Annotated in this window: 15 protein-coding genes; 10 read left to right on the forward strand and 5 right to left on the reverse strand. The window is 43.3% G+C overall.

The genetic code is table 11. The annotated features are described in order from the left end of the window. Positions 1–83: 83 nt before the first annotated feature. Positions 84–2,357 (reverse strand): ATP-dependent Clp protease ATP-binding subunit ClpA, encoded by a 2,274-nt coding sequence (gene clpA, locus ITG10_RS01820; protein ID WP_017630862.1) that lies wholly within the window; start codon positions 2,355–2,357, stop codon positions 84–86. Positions 2,358–2,396: 39 nt separating this feature from the next. Further along, complete coding sequence (clpS, locus tag ITG10_RS01825; protein WP_017630863.1) at positions 2,397–2,717, reverse strand: ATP-dependent Clp protease adapter ClpS; 321 nt, start codon at positions 2,715–2,717, stop codon at positions 2,397–2,399. Between the two features lie 568 nt (positions 2,718–3,285). Here clpS and cspD point away from each other — a divergent pair. After that, complete coding sequence (gene cspD / locus ITG10_RS01830) at positions 3,286–3,507, forward strand: cold shock domain-containing protein CspD (RefSeq protein ID WP_017105782.1); 222 nt, start codon at positions 3,286–3,288, stop codon at positions 3,505–3,507. A 322-nt stretch (positions 3,508–3,829) separates the two neighbouring features. Here the strand turns inward: cspD and ITG10_RS01835 are convergent, their stop codons facing one another. Then, entirely contained in the window at positions 3,830–6,055 is a 2,226-nt protein-coding gene (locus ITG10_RS01835) for an NADP-dependent isocitrate dehydrogenase (protein ID WP_017630864.1), read from the reverse strand. Positions 6,056–6,376: 321 nt separating this feature from the next. On the opposite strand from ITG10_RS01835, the gene ITG10_RS01840 reads away from it, so the two are divergent. Then, positions 6,377–7,105 carry a pseudouridine synthase gene (locus ITG10_RS01840; RefSeq protein ID WP_065111041.1) on the forward strand — a complete coding sequence of 243 codons (729 nt, stop codon included), beginning with the start codon at positions 6,377–6,379 and terminating at the stop codon, positions 7,103–7,105. 132 nt (positions 7,106–7,237) lie between these two features. Here the strand turns inward: ITG10_RS01840 and ITG10_RS01845 are convergent, their stop codons facing one another. Continuing rightward, the gene (locus tag ITG10_RS01845; RefSeq protein WP_065111040.1) at positions 7,238–8,293 is read right to left on the reverse strand and encodes a hypothetical protein; all 1,056 of its coding nucleotides are present in this window, start codon (positions 8,291–8,293) and stop codon (positions 7,238–7,240) included. Positions 8,294–8,807: 514 nt separating this feature from the next. Here ITG10_RS01845 and dinG point away from each other — a divergent pair. The 5 genes from dinG (at position 8,808) to ITG10_RS01870 (ending at position 13,691) form a co-directional block, all read left to right on the forward strand. Continuing rightward, on the forward strand, positions 8,808–10,883 hold the full coding sequence (gene dinG / locus ITG10_RS01850) for an ATP-dependent DNA helicase DinG (RefSeq protein WP_017630865.1): 2,076 nt from the start codon (positions 8,808–8,810) through the stop codon (positions 10,881–10,883). Positions 10,884–11,010: 127 nt separating this feature from the next. After that, complete coding sequence (locus ITG10_RS01855) at positions 11,011–11,790, forward strand: TSUP family transporter (protein ID WP_048659683.1); 780 nt, start codon at positions 11,011–11,013, stop codon at positions 11,788–11,790. A gap of 22 nt (positions 11,791–11,812) precedes the next feature. Beyond that, positions 11,813–12,361: a primosomal replication protein gene (locus ITG10_RS01860; protein WP_017630866.1), complete on the forward strand. Its 549-nt coding sequence runs from the start codon at positions 11,813–11,815 to the stop codon at positions 12,359–12,361. After that, positions 12,351–12,521: a pleiotropic regulatory protein RsmS gene (rsmS, locus tag ITG10_RS01865; protein ID WP_017630867.1), complete on the forward strand. Its 171-nt coding sequence runs from the start codon at positions 12,351–12,353 to the stop codon at positions 12,519–12,521. Before ITG10_RS01860 ends, rsmS begins: the two co-directional genes overlap by 11 nt. A 36-nt stretch (positions 12,522–12,557) precedes the next feature. Then, on the forward strand, positions 12,558–13,691 hold the full coding sequence (locus tag ITG10_RS01870) for a cupin domain-containing protein (RefSeq protein WP_017630868.1): 1,134 nt from the start codon (positions 12,558–12,560) through the stop codon (positions 13,689–13,691). A gap of 110 nt (positions 13,692–13,801) precedes the next feature. Here the strand turns inward: ITG10_RS01870 and ITG10_RS01875 are convergent, their stop codons facing one another. Beyond that, positions 13,802–15,919: a methyl-accepting chemotaxis protein gene (locus tag ITG10_RS01875; RefSeq protein WP_017630869.1), complete on the reverse strand. Its 2,118-nt coding sequence runs from the start codon at positions 15,917–15,919 to the stop codon at positions 13,802–13,804. Positions 15,920–16,475: 556 nt separating this feature from the next. On the opposite strand from ITG10_RS01875, the gene emrD reads away from it, so the two are divergent. From emrD to xthA, 3 genes are all read left to right on the forward strand, one after another. After that, positions 16,476–17,681, forward strand: a complete 1,206-nt coding sequence (gene emrD / locus ITG10_RS01880; RefSeq protein WP_017630870.1) for a multidrug efflux MFS transporter EmrD — start codon at positions 16,476–16,478, stop codon at positions 17,679–17,681. Positions 17,682–18,022: 341 nt separating this feature from the next. Further along, the gene (locus tag ITG10_RS01885; RefSeq protein ID WP_017630871.1) at positions 18,023–20,113 is read left to right on the forward strand and encodes an oligopeptidase B; all 2,091 of its coding nucleotides are present in this window, start codon (positions 18,023–18,025) and stop codon (positions 20,111–20,113) included. 170 nt (positions 20,114–20,283) lie between these two features. Further along, the gene (gene xthA / locus ITG10_RS01890) at positions 20,284–21,090 is read left to right on the forward strand and encodes an exodeoxyribonuclease III (RefSeq protein WP_017630434.1); all 807 of its coding nucleotides are present in this window, start codon (positions 20,284–20,286) and stop codon (positions 21,088–21,090) included. Positions 21,091–21,190: the final 100 nt, after the last annotated feature.

Here is a 21,190-nt window from a genome sequence, read left to right on the forward strand (position 1 = left end):
ATCTCGCATCTCGCAAGCATAAAAAAACGCACAACCTAAGTCATGCGTTTTATAGCTAAGCTTTTGAGCTATTCATCAATTGTTTAGTGCATCACTTCTTCTTTGGCGCCTACGTAAACGAAGTCCAGTTCATCTTTCTTCAGTGACACTTTCACAGTACCGCCGTCGACCAAACTACCGAACAACAATTCATTCGCAAGCGGCTTCTTAAGCTTTTCTTGAATAACTCGCCCCATAGGACGTGCGCCCATGGTCTTGTCATAGCCTAGGAGTGCCAACCAATGACGTGCATCTTCAGATACTTCTAAAGAGACACCACGTGCATCCAGTTGAACCTGAAGCTCTACGATAAACTTGTCGACAACTTGGCTGATTACACTTGGGTCTAAACTGTTGAACCAAATGATATTATCAAGACGGTTACGGAACTCCGGAGTGAAGACCTTCTTAATCTCACCCATTGCATCTGGCGCATGATCTTGTTGGATCAGACCGATCGATTTCTTCTCGGTTTCCGCGACACCTGCGTTGGTTGTCATGACTAAGATCACATTACGAAAATCCGCTTTGCGACCATTGTTGTCCGTCAAAGTACCGTTATCCATCACTTGTAATAACAAGTTAAAGATATCTGGGTGAGCCTTCTCGATCTCATCAAGTAACACAACAGAGTGCGGGTTCTTGATTACTGCATCAGTGAGTAGACCACCTTGATCGTATCCTACATAACCAGGAGGAGCACCAATCAGACGGCTCACAGAGTGACGTTCACCGTATTCAGACATATCAAAACGTAGCAGCTCAATACCCATCAGTTTAGAAAGCTGAACCGTCACCTCAGTTTTACCCACACCAGTAGGACCAGCAAATAGGAATGAACCAACAGGTTTATTGTCTGCTCCTAATCCTGCACGAGTCAGCTTGATCGCTTCGCTCAATACATCGATCGCTGGATCTTGTCCGAATACCAACATTTTCATGCGGTCATCCAGTTTCTGCAGCGTATCTTTGTCTGAAGATGATACTGACTTTTCAGGAATACGAGCCATTTTCGCAACCATTGACTCAATATCAGCCACGCTTACCGTTTTCTTACGACGGCTTGCTGGTGCTAAGCGACTACGAGCGCCTGCTTCATCAATTACGTCAATCGCCTTATCAGGTAGGTGACGTTCGTTAATGTATTTCGCAGACAGTTCCACAGCCGCACGCAACGCTTTGTTGGTGTAACGTACTTCGTGGTGAGCTTCGTATTTTGGCTTAAGACCAATCAGAATCTTAGTCGTGTCATCTAATGATGGTTCAACAATATCGATTTTTTGGAAACGACGAGATAGCGCGCGCTCCTTCTCAAAAATACTGCTGTATTCTTGGTATGTCGTTGAACCGATACAACGTAATTTACCGCTGCTTAGTAGTGGCTTGATTAGGTTTGCTGCATCAACTTGACCGCCCGATGCAGCACCCGCACCAATAATGGTGTGGATCTCATCGATGAATAGGATCGCGTCTTCTTCTTTCTCTAGTTGTTTAAGAATCGCTTTAAAACGTTTCTCAAAGTCACCACGATATTTCGTTCCCGCAAGCAGTGAACCAATATCTAAAGAGTAAATCACGCTGCTTTGAATAATTTCAGGCACTTGCCCTTCAACGATACGCCATGCAAGACCTTCAGCGATAGCAGTTTTACCTACACCCGCTTCACCCACTAGTAGAGGGTTATTCTTACGACGACGACATAGGACTTGAATAGTACGTTCAAGCTCTTTGTCACGACCAATTAGAGGGTCAATATTACCCTGCTTCGCAACTTCGTTAAGGTTGGTCGCAAAATTTTCTAAACGATCTTCAGAATTCGCTTCTTCAGCATTTTCTGCACCACCAAATGAATCTGATGATGAAGCACTATCGCCTTCGTTGCTGGCTTTAGTAATGCCGTGTGAGATGAAGTTAACGATGTCTAAGCGACTGATGTCGTTTTTCTTAAGAAGATACGCCGCGTGAGACTCTTGCTCGCTAAAAATAGCCACAAGTACGTTTGCACCTGTTACTTCGCTGCGACCTGAAGATTGAACATGAAAAACAGCGCGCTGAAGTACTCGTTGGAAGCTCAATGTTGGCTGAGTTTCACGAGTTTCGTCGCTTTCAGGGATAAGTGGGGTCGTTTGATCAATAAAAATATCGAGCTCATTGCGAAGAGCATCGAGATCAGCCTGACAAGCTTGGAGCGCTTCCTTGGCCGCATCATTTTCTAATAATGCTAGTAGGAGGTGTTCGACAGTCATAAACTCATGTCGCTTGTCTCGCGCACGAGCAAATGCGCCATTTAAACTCGACTCTAATTCTTTATTTAGCATAAGTACCTCCTAAGGGAACAACAGTGTTGTTCGAGCAATTTATACTTGCTCCATTGTACATAGTAGCGGATGCTCATTTTCCTTTGAGTACATCGTGACCTGCGCTACCTTTGTTTCCGCTATTTCAGCACTGTACGTGCCGCATATAGCTTTACCTTCATAATGAACCTTGAGCATCACTTCCGTTGCTTGTTCGATATCTAGTGAGAAAAACCGCTCGAGGATCTCGATGACAAAATCCATTGGCGTGTAATCATCGTTGTTCAATACAACGTTATACATAGCCGGTGGCTTTACTTTTGTTGCTTCTTTCTCCAGTAAATCTGAGCCTGGAGCTGCCCATTCGAAGTTTCTGCTCATATCAGCTTTGCTAAGGTTATTTTTCGGAATTCGTGAGTGCTTACTTAACTCAAATCTACCACATTCACGCTTTACGGTGTACTAAGAAACTGCACCAAGAAACAGTACCAAAAAATATTCCTCTATACTGAGCCTAATCCACCATTTCCATCGCTGCAAATAAAAGATCTCTATTAACAGAATTAACATATGTGATTGATTAAAAAGACACCATTACTATTGACGCTGACCATAAGATCACCACTAAGTTACTATTTAGTTAATAGTTTGTGGTTAATCTCGAATGTGATTTGTTATTAAAATTGATCACTTTTATACCAATTTACTATTGACTGCGCTCAATCATTAGCTACATTGGTGCTAAAAGGTTTTTCTTAAGCAACCTTAACAATAAGCAAAAAAATGCAACAACAAGGAATTATTACGCAAGGTAGCGTTAATTTCCGTAAGCAATGTACGAGATTCAAGTTATCAGCTGAAATCCGTTAGCTGGTAAGAATGATATCAATCGCACTTACGACAATTGATATAACAACGTTAGTAACAAAATGCATGAGGGATGTATAGCATGGCTACAGGTACAGTAAAATGGTTTAACAACGCCAAAGGGTTTGGCTTTATTTGTCCAGAAGGTGAAGACGGCGATATTTTTGCCCATTACTCCACAATACAGATGGATGGTTATCGAACCTTAAAAGCGGGTCAGCAAGTCGACTATGAAGTAGAAAGTGGACCTAAAGGCTCCCATGCTAGTTCCGTTGTTCCTGTCGAAGGCAGCGCCGCTAAATAGGCGATTGCCAAATCATGTAACCTCCATCAGTCTTAATTAACGACTGACAGATAAGCAGAATATTGAAACCGCTCATTTGATACCTTTAATACAGGATTAAATGAGCGGTTTTTCGATCTGGGAGCTAAATAGTAGCTCACAGTACAATTCGTCCCAGGATCTTCGCCCTCAAGCTAGGTCTAGGAAAGCATTATGAAAAAAAGACGCTTTAACGTTATCGTTAAAGCGTCTTTCGTTTTGACTTAACCTATGACTTAACTGTCAGATTAAGCGACTCGTTAGCAACCCATATCCATGACTTGCTAACGGTTAGTCCTAATCACTATGCGTCAATGAATGCGTTCAATGTAGCACTCGGGCGCATTAGCGTTGAAACTAGTGCATCATCAAGTAGGTAATAACCCCCTAAATCACCTGCTGGACCTTGAGCATTGTTCAGCTCAGCAACAATCGCTTCTTCGCTTTCAGCCAGTTGACTTGCAACACCTGCAAACTCAGCAGCTAGGTCAGCATCAACTGTTTGCTCAGCAAGCGCTTTAGCCCAGTATGTTGCTAGGTAGTAGTGGCTACCACGGTTATCAAGCTCACCGACTCGACGTGAAGGAGATTTGTTTTTATCTAGGAATTCACCGGTCGCTTTATCAAGCGCATCAGCGAGAACTTGTGCCTTAGCATTACCAGTGACTACGCTTAGGTGTTCTAGAGATGCAGCTAATGCCAAGAATTCACCTAAAGAATCCCAACGCAGATGGTTTTCTTTCTCTACTTGTTGCACGTGCTTAGGCGCTGAACCGCCAGCACCTGTTTCAAACAGACCGCCGCCATTCATTAGTGGAACAATCGACAGCATTTTAGCTGACGTACCAAGCTCTAGAATTGGGAACAAATCAGTTAGGTAATCACGTAATACGTTACCTGTAACAGAAATAGTATCTAGACCTTCTTTGATACGAACCAGAGAGTATTGAGTTGCTTCAAGTGGAGCAAGGATCTTGATTTCAAGACCATCTGTATCGTACTCAGGAAGATAAGCTTCTACTTTCTTAATAAGCTGAGCGTCGTGTGCTCGAGCTGCATCTAACCAGAATACCGCCGGAACACCCGCAGCACGTGCGCGAGTTACAGCAAGCTTAACCCAGTCTTGAATTGGTGCATCTTTAACCTGACACATACGGAAGATATCGCCTTCCTCTACGTCTTGCTCAAGAAGAACAGAACCAGAAGCGTCAACCACTTGAACCTGACCAGCAGCTTCTAGGATGAAAGTTTTATCGTGAGAGCCGTACTCTTCCGCTTTTTGAGCCATCAGGCCAACGTTTGGTACGCTACCCATCGTTGTTGGATCGAAAGCGCCGTTCTCTTTACAGAAATCAATAACCGCTTGGTAGATGCTTGCGTAGCTGCGATCAGGGATCATAGCTTTAGTATCTTTTTGTTTACCTTCTGGATCCCACATTTGACCTGAAGAACGCAGCATTGCAGGCATAGATGCATCAACAATGATATCGCTTGGTACGTGTAGGTTGGTAATACCGCGGTCTGAATCTACCATCGCTAGTGGTGGTTGAGTCTCGTATACCGCTTGTAGATCAGCTTCGATCGCTTCTTTCTGATCTTGAGGAAGCGCAGCAATTTTTGCGTATACATCGCCGATGCCGTTGTTAACATCAACACCGAGTTCTTCGAATAGCTCACCGTGTTTAGCGAATACGTCTTTGTAGTAAACCTTAACCGCGTGACCAAAGATCACAGGGTCAGATACTTTCATCATAGTCGCTTTCATGTGAAGAGAAAGCAGTACACCTTGCTCTTTAGCAGATGCGATCTCTTTTTCAAAGAATGCAACCAAAGCAGCTTTGTTCATTACAGAAGCATCGATGATCTCTTTATCTTGCAGTGCAAAAGCAGGCTTCAGTGTTTTCTTCGCGCCATCTTTGCCTACGAATTCAATGCTCACTTCTGTAGCACCTTCAATCGTTACTGACTTTTCGCTACCAAAGAAGTCTTTGTCGTCCATACTTGAAACGTGCGACTTAGAATCTGCAGACCATGCACCCATTGAGTGTGGATTTTTCTTCGCGTAATTCTTAACAGAAAGCGGAGCACGACGATCCGAGTTACCTTCACGTAGCACAGGGTTTACTGCACTGCCTTTGATTTTGTCGTAAGTCGCTTTAACGGCTTTCTCTTCGTCAGTATTTGCTTCTTCTGGATAATTAGGAAGTGCGTAACCTTTTGACTGAAGTTCTTTGATCGTTGCTTGAAGTTGAGGTACAGATGCAGAGATGTTTGGAAGCTTGATAATGTTCGCTTCTGGTGTCTTAGCCAATTCACCTAGTTCTGCTAGTGCATCACCAATACGTTGCTCTTCGTTCAAATAGTCAGGGAAGTTGGCAATAATGCGCCCTGCAAGTGAAATGTCGCGAGTATCAACGTTAATACCAGAAGAAGCTGTAAAAGATTGAATGATTGGCAGCAGAGAGTAAGTTGCTAGCGCCGGAGCTTCGTCTGTAATGGTATAGATGATCGTTGGTTTTTCAGTAGGCATGAAATTTCCCTATAGTTCTTACAAGCTCATTTAAAGTAGTGAGCATGTTATAAATTGACCAGTAAGCCACTCAAAGAGTGAAAACTGCTTACTCGATAGTCGTACTCTATCTTATTTTTCATACAATCTTGATGACAGCATGAACCAAATCCGTGAGTGCGTTGTTATAATAAAACACGAAGGTATAATTAAACAAATCAGGCTTAAGAGTCCATCAACTTGTTCTATTTTGTGTCTTTTAGGCGCGCAAATGATAGCTCAATTCCGTTTCAGTGAAAACTTTTCGGCACACTTCGTTTACATTTTTGCAAGGTAGTTAACATGTCTACTCGCTCTCGAGGCGCATCTAGCTCAGACAAACCAGCTCGTTCTGGTACAACATTAAAACAAAACGGTAATAGACCAAGCCGCGGCAGTGATAAAAATAACACTGGCAATTCGCACAAGAAACCGCACTCAAGTAAACACCGATACAAAGGCAAGCCTACTAGCGCAAAACCCAAAGTATCACTTGAAGATCGCAAAGTAATCTTATTCAACAAACCTTTCGATACCCTCAGTCAATTCACTGATGGTGAAGGCAGGAAAACACTCGCCGACTTTATTCCGGTTAAAGATGTTTATGCTGCCGGACGACTCGACCGTGACAGCGAAGGTTTAATGGTATTGACCAACGACGGCATCTTCCAAGCTAAGTTAACTCAACCAAACTCAAAGTCACCGAAGACTTACTGGGTGCAGGTTGAAGGCGCACCTTCTGAGGAAGATTTAGATAAATTGAGAAAAGGCGTGGAGCTAAAAGACGGCATGACACTGCCAGCTCAGATTGAAGTGATATCTGAACCTGTTGTGTGGGAAAGAACCCCTCCAGTGCGTTTTAGAGCCGCGATACCAACAACATGGTTAGCCATTACTATCATAGAGGGGCGCAACCGTCAGGTAAGACGAATGACCGCAAATATCGGCTTCCCTACCCTGCGTCTTATTCGCTATTCAATGGGGAATATGAACGTGGGTCAGCTTCAGCCGGGTGAGTGGAAAGAAATTTAAGTAATAATTCGATAAGTAGAGAAATGGCCGCTATATAAGCGGCCATTTTTATATGCGTTGATAAATTTCAGGCACAAAAAAGCCAGTCCTAAGACTGGCTTTTACAGCGTTACTTAACTAAAAATTAAACTATTAGAAGTAGTAGTAAGCAGCTGCGAATACGTATGTTTCTTCATCGCCATTGCGTTCGCTATCTGGAAGATCTAACTCTTGTTTGATATCAATGCCCATGTCAATACGGTCGCTGTGCTTGTACGTTACAGCAACGTTCATGTAGCTGTAATCTTTATCAGCGATGAAATCTTGTTCTTTGGTGTTCGCACCGTAACCAGCAGCAACCGTTACTTGCTCAGAAGCATCGAACGCACCCGATAGGTAGTAACCAGTGTTTTTCTTGTTTAAGACGTCAGATTTATTTCTATCTTTCTCACCTTCATCCATCCAAGAGTTGAAACCTAAACGGAAATCATCATTAACATTGACATTACCTGAAACGGAAACTACAGAGTAATCAGCTTCGTCACGATCTTCGTAACCAGCATAGATATTGAAAATTTCGTGTTCAAAACCAACATAACCGTTCACACCTTTATCGTAAACTTTGTTACCTGCATCGTTTCTATCACGGCGGTCAGTAGTTTCAAAATATGAAATACCGTAAGCAACACCTGAAGTAGCACCTTGGAATTTAACTACGTTAAAACCATCGCTTGCATCACCAGCAGAAGCACCAAATTCGTAAGTGTAATCACCAGCGCCATCTACTTTATCTAAAGCTGTATCATTTTCCCAACCGTAAGATATTACACCGTAGCCTGTATCAAAACCCAACCAAGCTTTATCTACATCAGTATTTGCACCTGATTCAACTCCGCTTGTCGCCAATGTCTTACCACTTTCGTTAGTATCAGAAATGTAGTTCATCATTAGGTCAGTTTCAAAGTAACCAACCCAACGGTTATTTTTGTAGCTTATAGCTAGAGTTAGGCCTGTAGCCCAATCATCATAGATTGCGCCTGAGTAAGAATCGTAGTAACCACCGACACCCCAAGCACCAGATACTGAGAATTGGTCTTTATGCATATCTTCAAACTCAAACATTGGCTTAGAGTTTTGAGAACTTGTTTCAACTGCGAATGCAGAAGTTGATACCGCTGCGATAGCTAGCGCTAATAGAGTCTTTTTCATAATAAATCCACTGCCTTTTCTAAGAATGGGAGATCCTTGCCCGGTTCCCTTTTATTTTTTATGACTGGTCATTACCACTCTTTGTTGGTTAATCACCGTCACTAAATTTCGAGGTCTAGATTGCAAAAGATTATCCTGCGTGTCAAATAAACTAAAAACAAACCTAAAAAAAACACAAACCAATAAAAATCAAACACTTACATTTTTTTTCATTGTTTTACGAGCAAGTTATCCTTCGTTTTATCAGGAAATATAATAATCCAAAAAAACAACAAAACAGAATTAACAACCACCAACAATCTACAAAACAACCAAAATTCAGAATTTAACACCTACAAGTCAGTCTTTTTTAATATTTATATTTCGGAAGATAAATAAAATCGTTAAGTTCCTGATGGTTCAGTTTTTTTTTGTGAACAAGATCTACCTTTGGTTCAAAAGCAAGCTATTTCACGGTAAATGTACCGACTAGTGATATGTGCTACTATCCTCGCTCCGTTACGTAGGTCACAGTATGCTAACTACTAAAATTCAAAATTCTATTCGCACCAGTTATCAAAACCTCCAAGATCAGTTGGACAACTTTGTACCTAGACGTGCTCAAAATTACCTTGTTGCAGAAATCGCGAAGACACTTTGTGGTCAATACCATAAAAGTAACCGCATGATTGTTGCTGAAGCAGGAACGGGGATTGGTAAATCACTTGCTTATTTAATGGCGACGATTCCTGTTGCTGTACTCAACAATCGAAAAATCGTCATTTCAACGGCGACAGTTGCACTTCAAGAACAACTCGTAAATAAAGATCTCCCTCTATATAGAAGACTAACTGATAGAGAGTTCTCTTTTATACTCGCCAAAGGTAGACAGCGTTATTGCTGTGCCGAGAAGTTAGCCGCTGCTTGTGGGGTTGATGGTGGTCAGATGGCTATGTTCGAATCCAAGCCAAAGCAAAAAGACATCGAACAATTACAGACCATGTACCGCAGCTTGACTCAAGGTAAGTGGGATGGCGACCGTGATTCATGGCCGAAACCAATCGACAACATGATTTGGCAAATGATTGTCAGTGATAAACACAGCTGTAATAACAGTATGCCTACTCATAGAGACTGCCCTTTCCAAAAAGCACGCTCAGAGCTAGATAAAGCAGATGTGATTATTGCCAATCACAGCTTGGTGATGGCTGACGCTGACTTAGGTGGCGGCGTGATACTGCCTGAGCCAGAAAACAGCATCTATATATTTGATGAGGCTCACCACCTACCACACGTAGCGAGAGATCACTCTTCTGCAGCGGCAAGCTTAAAAGGTGCCGCATCTTGGTTAGAGCGCTTGAATCAATCCATCACCAAGCTTTCAGGCTTGGCGGATGAAAAGCGAGTAGGTCGATTCAGAAATGAATTGCAAGATTCTGTACAACAGCTAATTCCTACTCTGACTCAGCTAAGCAAGCAGTTTGACGCCACCCATTTTGAAGATGGATTGTACCGTTTTGAACACGGTGACTTGCCAGAATGGTTAGAGAACGAATCTAAAGACCTCAAACAATTGAGTCAAAAAGCGAGTCAGGCTGTCGCTAAGATTGCAGACCTTATTGCTGAGCGTGTTAAAGATGGAGAGCTTTCAGCGAAGTTAGCCGAGCCTGCGCTTGCTGAAATCGGCTTCTATATACAAAGAACGGAAAACCTAGCGCAAGTTTGGCGCTTAATGGCCGAACCTAAACGCGAAAAAGGCGCGCCTTTAGCTCGCTGGCTTGAACTCAATAAAGAAAGTGAAGGCGATTTCGTCGTGAATGTTTCTCCACTCGAAGTTGGTTGGCAGCTTGACCAACAGATTTGGAGCCGTTGTGTCGGCGCGGTACTTGTTTCTGCGACCATGAGAGCACTCAACTCGTTCAGCTTTTTCTGTCACCAAGCGGGGATCAGTCAAAAAGAAGAAGATGGCGTGCAATTTCTGGCTTTAGCATCACCGTTTGATTATCAAAATCAAGCGGAGCTGATTGTTCCAGCCATGAAATACGAACCGCAAGCGCCTCAGTTTACCGAATATCTTATTGAAATTTTGCCTAAGGTAATAGAAGACAACAAAGCCAATCTCGTTCTATTCTCTTCTTACTGGCAAATGAATAAAGTTGCAGAAGCTTTGGCAACAGATTTCGTTAAAAAGTCATGGGCTTTGCAGGTTCAAGGTGATACTTCACGTACCGAAATCCTAAAAAAACATAAAAAGCTCATAGACCAAGGTAAAACAAGCGTTCTTTTTGGAACCGGCAGCTTTTCAGAAGGTCTTGATCTACCAGGAGAGCTTCTTGAAAACCTGGTTATTACCAAGATTCCTTTTGGCGTTCCTACTTCACCTGTAGAACAAGCACATTCAGAATATATTGAATCTCGTGGCGGTAATCCTTTTATGCAGATTACTGTTCCAGAAGCGAGTAAAAAGCTTATTCAATCTGTCGGTCGACTACTGCGTAAAGAACGAGATTCTGGTAAAGTCACGATCCTTGATAGACGCATAGTCACGAAGCGATACGGGAAGTCCCTACTCGACTCACTACCGCCTTTTAAAAGAACAATAAAATACTAATTTTCCTACCCTAAAGGTAGTTATGGGCCAGTTATCGCTAGGCCCTGCATTCACAACCCAACATGATTAATCCATCGATTATTCGTGTGGCTGCATCAACAGCCAATAACGAGAACACTAGCTATTTATGGAAATGATTGAGCCAACCATGTTGGTTATCCTCGCTCTGGTTGCATTTGCAGCGGGCTTTATTGATGCTGTCGCCGGTGGTGGTGGGATGTTAACCGTCCCAGCTTTGCTGTCGCTTGGCCTACCGCCACATATTGCACTAGGCACGAACAAGCTCGCTGCAACATTTGCCTCATCGACCGCGGCCTTTACTTACTATCGTAAAAAGCTATTTAAACCCGAATGTTGGATCAATGCATTCATTGCCACCTTGATAGGCGCGACTATTGGTACTTTAACCGTTGATGCAATTAGCACTGAATGGTTAGAGAAAGTACTACCATTAGTTATTCTTGCTGCGGCGGTCTATACCATTTTTCACAAGACCCCGAATGCCAATCACAACGTGTCACCGAAACCCTGCCCTGTGCTTAAGAAAAAGCAAAAGTACCAAGGTTTCATTCTTGGCTTTTACGATGGCGTAGCGGGCCCGGGAACTGGCGCATTTTGGACAGTAAGTTCGATGGCGCTTTACCGCCTAAATATCTTGCTTGCTTCAGGCCTGTCCAAAGCCATGAACTTTACCAGTAACTTCACTTCTTTAGTGACCTTTGCGATTCTAGGTCATATTGATTGGGTTCTTGGTTTAACCATGGGTGTTTGCTTAATGGCTGGAGCATTTGTAGGAGCACACTCTGCAATTCGTTTTGGTGCGACGTTTATACGACCTGTGTTTGTGACTGTGGTTAGCGTGCTTGCGATAAAACTGGCTTATGAAGCGTGGTTTGTAAACTTGTAGCCACCAGTAAACGGGAAGAAAAATGAATCAGTTTTCAAAGCTTAAAAGTGTTATCGATACCTTGATTGGCCATTGCTCTCAGGTCGATAAGTCTCGTGGCGCTTATCATCAAGCACTGTTTGATCGAGCTTTGTTTAAGTGCGGAGCCTCGACTCTTCTCCCTTATGCCCTTGAAACTCAGGCGACTTATAACACCATAATTCGTGAACAGAGCACCAATCAGCTCATTTCATCACGAGCGAATTATCTGACTGAGAGGCTAACCAATCAGATTGCAGCGATTCAGCGAGAGTTAGCCAACCACGATTTGCGCCTAGACAGGAAAAGTAAATCAGGGAAAACCTTAAACGACTTGTACAACGAACTCGCACAACACCAAGATTGGCAGAAGCGGCTCGCCGATTTAGTTCAAACACGAAAATTAGCGTTTGATTCAGCGCCACGCCACCATAAGAAAAAAGCGGAAGAGGCTTGGCAACTCGCAAAAGAACGATTGGAACGCTGTGAGGACTCAATGAAGAACATTGAGAGATTGATTAACTTAGAGAACCCTAAGCGAAATGAGCACTGATAACACACCATCACCACTGGATAACGCACCTGAAGAAGTTAAGTTAGCTGTCGACCTTATCTATTTACTCGAAAGCAACGAGATCGACCCAAAGGTTGCGTTAGAAGCAATAAAGATTGTCCAGCAAGATTTACAAGCCAAACTAGCACCTAGCACCTAGCACCTAGCACCTAGCACAAAAATATACAGGATTCACATGTACCAACTTAGCTTTTCTATGCCCGAGTTTCTTGAAAACTACTGGCATAAAAAACCAACCATCTTAAAAGGTGGCTTCCAAAACTTCGTCGACCCAATTTCGCCGGAAGAACTTGCTGGTTTATCGATGGAAGAAGAAGTGGATTCTCGCTTTGTTTCTAACCTCGACAACAAATGGACAGCCGAACACGGACCATTTACTGAAGAGAAGTTTGGTGAACTCACAGAAACACATTGGCAATTGATCGTTCAAGCAGCCAACCATTGGCATCAAGGTGCAAATCAATTGACTGAAGCGTTCCAACAATTACCAAACTGGTTGTTCGACGATCTGATGATTTGCTACTCAGCACCGGAAGGCGGTGTTGGCCCTCATATCGATCAATACGATGTATTCATCATTCAAGGCCAAGGTAAACGTCAGTGGAAAGTGGGCGCGAAAGATGTCGGTCAATACAAAGAGACCGTACAAGCGTCTGCTCTACGCCAAATAGAAGGCTTTGAGCCAATCATTGATGAAACCTTAGAGCCAGGTGATATCCTTTATATCCCGCCAGGCTTCCCACACGAAGGCAACACGCTTGAACCATCAATGAGCTACTCTATTGGCTACCGCTCTCCTAAAGAGCAAGAGTTAATCAGTAACTTTGCCGACTTTGTGCTTGCTCATGATATGGGCGACGTGCACCTGCATGATCCAGAGTTCAAAACGCAAGAGGGCTACGGAAAGATTCGTTCGTCAGATTTGATTAACCTAACTGATATGTTGAAGTCCGCATTAGAACAGCCTGAAACCGTGAGTGATTTCATGGGTTGTTTATTGAGCCAATCACGCCATCAACTTGATATCGTTGCCCCAGAGCCACTATGGACTCAAGAAGAGATCGCTCAACACTTGGAGTCTGAAGGCGAGATCCATCGTGTATCAGGCTTAAAAGCGCTTTACCACGAAAATGAAAGCAACACAGCTTACATCAATGGCGAAGTGGTTAAGGTTGATGAAGCGGACTCTTCGTTACTCAACATACTTTGCGATGAAACTGTAATTACTTCGGCTACTGCCCTATCTCCTTCAGGCGTAACTGTGGTGACTGAATTAGTGAACAAAGGCTACTGGTTCATCGAAGAGTAAGCAGCGTCAACCGCTCGTTGTTGACTAGCTTTGGTAGCAATATATAAAAGGGACAAATGAAATCTTCATTTGTCCCTTTTTCAATTCTAGAGTTTATTAAGTCTTAAAGGTTATACCTTGAACTGATTGACCAATTTCTGTTGCTGCTGAGACAGCTGATCAATTTCGTTGCCCACTTGTTCAGAAGCCGCAGCTTGTTCCAAGATCTTCGCACTCAAGTCCCGAATGTTAACGACGCTTTGATTCACTTCACCAGACACCGATTGCTGCTCTTCTGCCGCTCTTACGATCTGATTGTTCATATCACTGATCGCTTCTATCGAAGTAAAGATCGAACCCAGATCTTCAACCGCTTTTTGGACATGCAACGCAGTATCGTTGGCGAGAATATTACCTTCTTGTATCGCCTCAACCACATCTTGAGTACCAGCATGAACCTTATCGATCACAGCTCTGATTTCACCCACTGATGATTGTGTGCGGCTTGCTAGGTTTCTTACTTCATCAGCAACAACCGCAAATCCGCGACCTTGTTCGCCTGCCCTTGCCGCTTCAATCGCAGCATTCAGTGCTAGTAGGTTAGTCTGTTCAGAGATCCCTTCAATCACACTTAAGATCTCTGTGATGTTGCCATTATTCTTCGCTAGCTCTTCAACAATAGGCACAGCACTCGACATACGTTCCACCAGCTTTCTCATTTCACCGGCTGAAAGCTCGATAACTTCTTGCCCTTGCTGAGCAGAACGGTTCGCTTCGCACGCTGCATCAACGGCAACTTCTGCGTTTTGTACCACTAAGCCTGCGGTTTGAGTCATCTCTTCTGCCGCAGTTGCAACTAAATCCACTTCTTTGAATTGAGATTCACTGCTTTCACGAGTGCTTGATGCGGATGCTTTCGCTTGGCTAGTTGTATTCGCTACCTGTTCCGTTGTTAGAACCACTTCTTTGATTGTGTGCTGAAGCTTATCTAAGAACAGATTAAACCCTTTCGATAGCTGGCCGATTTCATCTTGAGATTTCACTTCTAAGCGCTGTGTTAAATCACCTTCACCAGAAGCAATATCATTCAACCTCTCTACTACCTGCCGAATTGGTTTAACAATAGACAGTGAAGCAAATGCGATAATAGCTAGACCAAAGAAAATAAAGACAGTTCCTGCGATCACTTCTGTCTTGATGCCTTCGCTTAACTTAGTACTAATGATGGAATCCAACTGGTTTGCATCAGCGACGACACTCTCTCTTGGAATCTCGAACAACACGCCCCAAGTTTGGTTAGCGGCCACAACTGGAGCAAATGCGAGTAACCACTCACCGTTCTCACTCCATTGCGTTGTCACTTCACCACCAAAGATAAAATCGGTCATCAAGTCGCTGTTTGTGTTGTTACTTTGGAAGCTCGAACCAACTGCAATGCTTGAATCATCAGAAGCAATAACAGAACCGTCTAGGCTCACCACGTAAACTGCACCTGCGCCATCAAACAAGCTTTGGTCAGATTGAGTCACTACATTGGTTAAGCCATCTAGTCTGAGATCAATCCCTAAGAAACCAATCGCCATATCATCGACTAAGATAGGTACAGAGATTGAAGAGGTCAGTAAGGTTTTACCTCCGCTGTTTACGACTCTTGGCGTACTAATACAGGTTTGCCCTGATGACAAAGGACAGTAGAAACGCTCACTGTTGCTATCGTCACTCAAAGTCGATTCTGAAAGCACGTTCGGCAGAACATTCTCACCATTGTCTGCCACCTTCCAATAAGGAGCAAAACGGCCTTTCTCGTTAGAGCCAACATAATCGGCATCAACGTAGTTCGCGTCTTCACTATCGAGTAAGTCTGGCTTAAAGACTAAATACGCCCCTTGAATCGAATCAAAGTTTAAAACTGAACGACGCACCATCTCATCCAACGCAGTACGAAGCTCTTCACTTGGGGTAAAGTTTTCATCAGCATTGTTCTTTAGAAACTGAGCACTCGCCGCTAACATCTCTGCGCGGTAAATAGCTTCGTCCACGTAACGTTGAGTTTCTTGGGCATTAAGCTGAGAAACAGACGCCAACAACTGCTGAGTTTTATTGATAACTGATTCTGAGCTTTGAGATTTGATGACTTGTTGATTACTCGTCGCGTTGTAGATCGAGAAACCAATAAGAGACAGTGAAGTAATGATTAGGCAACAACCTGCTAAGAGGGTTATTTTCCACTGTACCGATAGAGAGCGCATTTAATATCCTTATTTAAGCCAAAAGACTTCCTTAACCATAACTCTCACATTGATAACGAATTGCTGTCCACAATGTTAATGAGTTAGACGAATAGCTTAGCGGATGATTACAGCACAATTTACGCACATATAAAACGAAAGTTTACATAAATGTTAATAAGTCGTATTTTTTGTCTTTTGTTACTGTGATTTCAAGAGCTTTCAGCTTGTCACGCCAAGTTAAACTATTGAAGCTAGAACGCCCAATTTGCAGTGTTCGCAACATAGAGAGATGTTTGAACTAACACTATTAATGGGAATATTGCTTTATCAAAAAGACATTTCAAAGAAGCCCATTCCCCACACTCTACATCTTTAATATACCGAAATTTGGATTACTTTTTCTAATCCAAGTTATAGATTTTTATCTTGATCAACTTCACATTTTTTGATTGCTAAGTCGTCAATCAAGCTCTAATATCTCGCGCCTAGATTCCCTGAATACTTTTATTCTTTTGGCTCTCCTTAATGGAGTGCTAAGGCTTTTTACGTATTTAATTTTTGGAGAGATACGCAAATGTCTGCCTCGTTTCCATTAGCGAAACTTACCTTTTTAATCGCTATTCTGACAGCCGTAGGTCAAATGACTCAAACAATGTACGTGCCTTCTATCGGTCATATGGCGGGTGAGTTCTTGGTTTCTGCGTCTTCACTTCAAGCTGTGATGGCGTGCTACTTGATCCCTTATGGTCTATCGCAATTTGTTTACGGCCCGCTTTCTGATCGCCTCGGTCGTAAACCTATCATCGTTGCAGGTTTGATCATCTACATCATCGGTACTTTGGTGGCGTTGTTCGCTCATGAGTATCAATGGTTCCTAGCGGGCAGCTTTATCCAAGGTTTAGGCATAGGTTGTGGCGGTGCGATGTCTCGTACATTGACTCGTGACTGCTTTGAAGGCGCAGAGCTGCACCGCGCAAATAGCTTAATCAGCATGTGTGTGATTTTCTCACCACTAATGGCCCCTGTTTTGGGCGGTTACTTAACAGAAGCTTTCGGTTGGCGTTCTAGCTACTTGTTCCTCGCGCTATTTGGTATCGCTGTTGTGATCACCATGATGACGAGCATGATGGAAACTCTGCCAAAAGAACGACGCAAAAACGAGTCTGTTGTAAACAGCTACAAATTCGTTCTGTCTGACAAACGCTTCCAAGGTTTCTTGTTGGTATTAGTCGCAACCTTTGCGGGCGTCGCAGTATTTGAAGCGGCGGCTGGTGTACTACTTGGTGGTGTACTGGGTTTACCTGCAACCACGGTAAGCTTGTTGTTTGTTTTGCCTATTCCGGGTTACTTAGTCGGTGCAGGCCTGTCTAGCTACATCGCACAACGTCGTTCTGAGCGCCGCGCACTGAATGTTGGCCTAGTGTCGATCTTAGTCGGCTCAGCCGTGGTACTGATACCAGGTCTGTTTGGTCAAACAACAGCACTAACTTTGATTGGCGGTGCAACCATTTACTTCTTGGGAGCCGGTATCTTATTCCCGGCGGCTACAACAGGTGCACTTTCGCCATTCCCATACCATGCAGGTACAGGAGGCGCGATCTTAGGCGGGATGCAAAACCTAGGTGCTGGTATCGCAACACTATTGGCATCGTTCTTCCCGGCTCAAGACCAACTGCCACTCGGTTGTTTGATGATTGCAATGTCATTTATCGTGATGCTTGGTTTACGTTGGGTCAATCGTAAACCTGACCACTCAAACGAAATGCCACTGGCTATCTAAAATAAAACTCGAGTCCTGCCCATACGAAGAAAAGGGACATACTGAAAAGTGTGTCCCTTTTTGTTGCACGCTTACCCTCACGTCTACCTCAATTTCATTTAACATTACTTTGATTTTTTGAAAACAATAACAGACACTTACCTTGAAAGTGCATATCCAGAATCCAATTATAAATAACATCACTGGAAGAAAACCACGATACCTAGGCTCTAATAGAAAAGGATGCTGGCATTAAAACGAGTAAGGTGCACACTAAGGATATACAGATGCGTTTCGCTTTAACCACATTAGCCGTATCGGTGGCGCTTGTCGCCGGATGCAGCCATCAAGGAATAACAACCATGAAACACTACTCTCCATCGCAACTCGTCGCTCAGCAGACACAAGCTCCTGTTGCTAAGAAAGTCCCTCATGCAATGACGATTCATGGTGATACTCGAATCGATAATTACTACTGGATGCGCGATGATGAACGCCAAGATCCAGAGATCTTGCAGCATCTTGAGCAAGAGAACCAGTACGCAGAGACTGTGCTGGTGCATACAGAATCAACACAAAAACAGTTATTTGAAGAGATCAAAGGCCGAATCGCGAAAGACGACAATTCAGTACCGGTTCGTAAAGGCAGCTACTACTACTCGAATAAAGTCACGGGTGACAACGAATATCCGGTTCACTTGCGTGAAAAAGACTTTTTAGGCACGGACAAGCAAGTCATCTTAGACGTTAATGAACTAGCAAAAGAACATGAATTCTTCAGTATTGGTGGCTTAACGATCAGCCCAGACGAAAACTTGTTGGCCTATGGTGAAGATACCCTGAGTCGCCGCATTTACACCATCAAGATTAAAGACCTCACCACTGGTGAATACCTAAACGACGAAATTGAAGGTGCTTCGAGTGCTATCGCGTGGCAAAACGATAACCAAGCCTTTTACTACATCAAGAAAGATCCACAAACACTGCTAGGTTACCAAGTTTACCGCCACGTTTTAGGCACACCTCAAACTAGCGATAAGTTAATCTATGAAGAAACCGACAGCGCTTACTACACATCCTTGAGCAAAAGCAAAGATGGTGAAGAGGTCTACATTTGGCACTCGAGCACAGAAACTAGCGGTGTTTCAGTCATTGATGCCAACAATCCAAAGGCTAAAGCCGAAGCTTTTTACCCAAAAGAGACTGGAATTGAGTACAGCATTGCTAAACTGGGTGATTGGTATTACATCTACACCAACTACCAAGCGGTCAACTTTCGTTTAATGAAAGTCGCAGCTGAAAACATGCATGACCGCTCAAAATGGGTCGATGTCATTGCAGCGGACGATAACACTCAGCTTGTTGATTTCGAGTTGTTTGATGACCATCTTGTTTACGAGCAACGTGCGGATGGCTTGTCGACAGTCAAGGTACGCCAACTCTCAACAGGTAAAGAGTTCCCACTTGAATTTAACGACACCGCTTTCGCTGCCTACCTAACAAGTAACGATGAGCTAGATAACTCTAAAGTTCGAGTCTATTACAGCAGCCTAACGACCCCTGGCACTTACTATGATTTTGACCTTAATACAGGTGAATCCGAGATCATGAAGCAAACACCCGTACTAGGTGATTTCGATGCTGATAATTACCAATCAGAGCGAATCATGATTGCGGCTCGCGATGGCAAGCAAGTACCTGTCTCTTTGGTGTATCGCAAAGATTTATTCAAGAAAGACGGTACTAACCCAATTTACCAATACGGCTACGGATCTTACGGTTCAACCATTGAACCGACCTTCAGCTCGACTCGTCTCAGCCTGCTTGATAGAGGCTTCGTTTTTGCAATCGCTCACATCCGCGGTTCAGAAATGCTAGGGCGACCTTGGTATGAAGACGGCAAAAAGCTGACCAAACAAAACACGTTCAATGACTTTATCGATGTAACTAAAGGCCTAGTTGAAGAAGGCTACGGCGCTAAAGATAAAGTATTTGCGGTGGGCGGTTCGGCAGGCGGTCTATTAATGGGAGCGATCATCAACCAAGCGCCTGAACTATACAAAGGCATTGGAGCACATGTTCCGTTTGTTGATGTAGTAACAACCATGCTTGATGAGTCGATTCCTCTTACGACTAACGAATACGACGAATGGGGCAACCCTAATAATAAAACCTACTATGACTACATGCTGAGTTACTCACCGTACGACAACATTAAGGTACAAAACTACCCGAATATGCTGGTGACAACAGGCCTACATGATTCACAAGTGCAATACTTTGAGCCAATGAAGTGGGTGGCGAAACTGCGTGAAATGAAAACAGATAACAATGTACTGGTGTTCAAAACTGATATGGAAGCTGGTCACGGTGGCGCTTCTGGTCGATTTAAACGATTAAAAGAAGATGCTCTTGAATACGCCTTCTTTTTAGACTTACTAAAAACTCAGTAGACTCAGCGTAGTTGTAGGTATTCGCACAATTTAACGTCGCCATTTAGTCTCGACAAAATGGCGACAGAAATTATTAAGCATGGTTAAATACGATGAACCATGAAATCCACCAAATCAAAAAACCTTTGAAAACTCGCAGTGACAAAGGTTTACGAGAGGTATAAAAACAAATGAAAGTAATTAGCTTCAACATCAATGGCCTAAGAGCCCGCCTTCATCAACTGCAAGCTGTTATCGACAAACACCAACCGGACGTAATTGGTCTGCAAGAGATAAAAGTACACGATGAAGCCTTCCCTATTGCTGATGTTGAAGCAATGGGCTACAAGGTTTACTTTCACGGCCAAAAAGCACACTACGGTGTGGCTATGTTGTGTAAGCAAGAGCCAATCTCTATTCAGAAAGGTTTTCCAACCGACAATGAAGACCATCAAAAGCGTATGATCATGGCGACGTTTGAAGATGAAAACGGTGAAAAGGTTACAGTACTAAATGGTTACTTCCCTCAAGGGGATAACATCAAGCATGAAACCAAATACCCGTACAAGCGCGAGTTCTACAAAGACTTGATGACTTACCTAAACGATTACCACAATAAAGATGAACAAGTGATCGTAATGGGCGACATTAATATCAGCCCAATTGATGCTGACATCGGCATTGGTGAACCTAATGCTAAACGTTGGCTGAAAACCGGTAAGTGTTCTTTCCAACCAGAAGAGCGCGAATGGCTAAAAACTCTGATGGATTGGGGTTTTGTGGATAGCTTCCGTTTACTGCACCCTGAAGTTAACGATCAATACTCGTGGTTTGATTACCGCTCGAAAGGTTTTGTAGACAACCGCGGCCTTCGTATTGACGTGGTACTAGCGACTCAAAAGCTTGCTGATAAGTGTACTGAAGCTGGCATCGACTACGAACTACGCGGTATTGAAAAACCATCAGATCACGCACCAATTTGGTCGACGTTTAAGTAATTAGCTCGTTTAACTCGTTTTCTTGTTTAACTAATTAAAAAAGAAAGGAGAGTTGGAATTACCCACTCTCCTTTTTCATATCCATATTTATCGCTCAAGC

The sequence above is a fragment of the Vibrio sp. ED004 genome (genome assembly GCF_023206395.1).
Classification (GTDB): Bacteria; Pseudomonadota; Gammaproteobacteria; order Enterobacterales; family Vibrionaceae; genus Vibrio.

Excerpts from the sequence above, each read along its gene's own strand:
- clpA (WP_017630862.1), bottom strand. The coding sequence starts at position 2,357 with ATGCTAAATAAAGAATTAGAGTCGAGTTTAAATGGCGCATTTGCTCGT.
- clpS (WP_017630863.1), bottom strand. The coding sequence starts at position 2,717 with ATGAGCAGAAACTTCGAATGGGCAGCTCCAGGCTCAGATTTACTGGAG.
- cspD (WP_017105782.1), top strand. The coding sequence starts at position 3,286 with ATGGCTACAGGTACAGTAAAATGGTTTAACAACGCCAAAGGGTTTGGC.
- ITG10_RS01835 (WP_017630864.1), bottom strand. The coding sequence starts at position 6,055 with ATGCCTACTGAAAAACCAACGATCATCTATACCATTACAGACGAAGCT.
- ITG10_RS01840 (WP_065111041.1), top strand. The coding sequence starts at position 6,377 with ATGTCTACTCGCTCTCGAGGCGCATCTAGCTCAGACAAACCAGCTCGT.
- ITG10_RS01845 (WP_065111040.1), bottom strand. The coding sequence starts at position 8,293 with ATGAAAAAGACTCTATTAGCGCTAGCTATCGCAGCGGTATCAACTTCT.
- dinG (WP_017630865.1), top strand. The coding sequence starts at position 8,808 with ATGCTAACTACTAAAATTCAAAATTCTATTCGCACCAGTTATCAAAAC.
- ITG10_RS01855 (WP_048659683.1), top strand. The coding sequence starts at position 11,011 with ATGGAAATGATTGAGCCAACCATGTTGGTTATCCTCGCTCTGGTTGCA.
- ITG10_RS01860 (WP_017630866.1), top strand. The coding sequence starts at position 11,813 with ATGAATCAGTTTTCAAAGCTTAAAAGTGTTATCGATACCTTGATTGGC.
- rsmS (WP_017630867.1), top strand. The coding sequence starts at position 12,351 with ATGAGCACTGATAACACACCATCACCACTGGATAACGCACCTGAAGAA.
- ITG10_RS01870 (WP_017630868.1), top strand. The coding sequence starts at position 12,558 with ATGTACCAACTTAGCTTTTCTATGCCCGAGTTTCTTGAAAACTACTGG.
- ITG10_RS01875 (WP_017630869.1), bottom strand. The coding sequence starts at position 15,919 with ATGCGCTCTCTATCGGTACAGTGGAAAATAACCCTCTTAGCAGGTTGT.
- emrD (WP_017630870.1), top strand. The coding sequence starts at position 16,476 with ATGTCTGCCTCGTTTCCATTAGCGAAACTTACCTTTTTAATCGCTATT.
- ITG10_RS01885 (WP_017630871.1), top strand. The coding sequence starts at position 18,023 with ATGAAACACTACTCTCCATCGCAACTCGTCGCTCAGCAGACACAAGCT.
- xthA (WP_017630434.1), top strand. The coding sequence starts at position 20,284 with ATGAAAGTAATTAGCTTCAACATCAATGGCCTAAGAGCCCGCCTTCAT.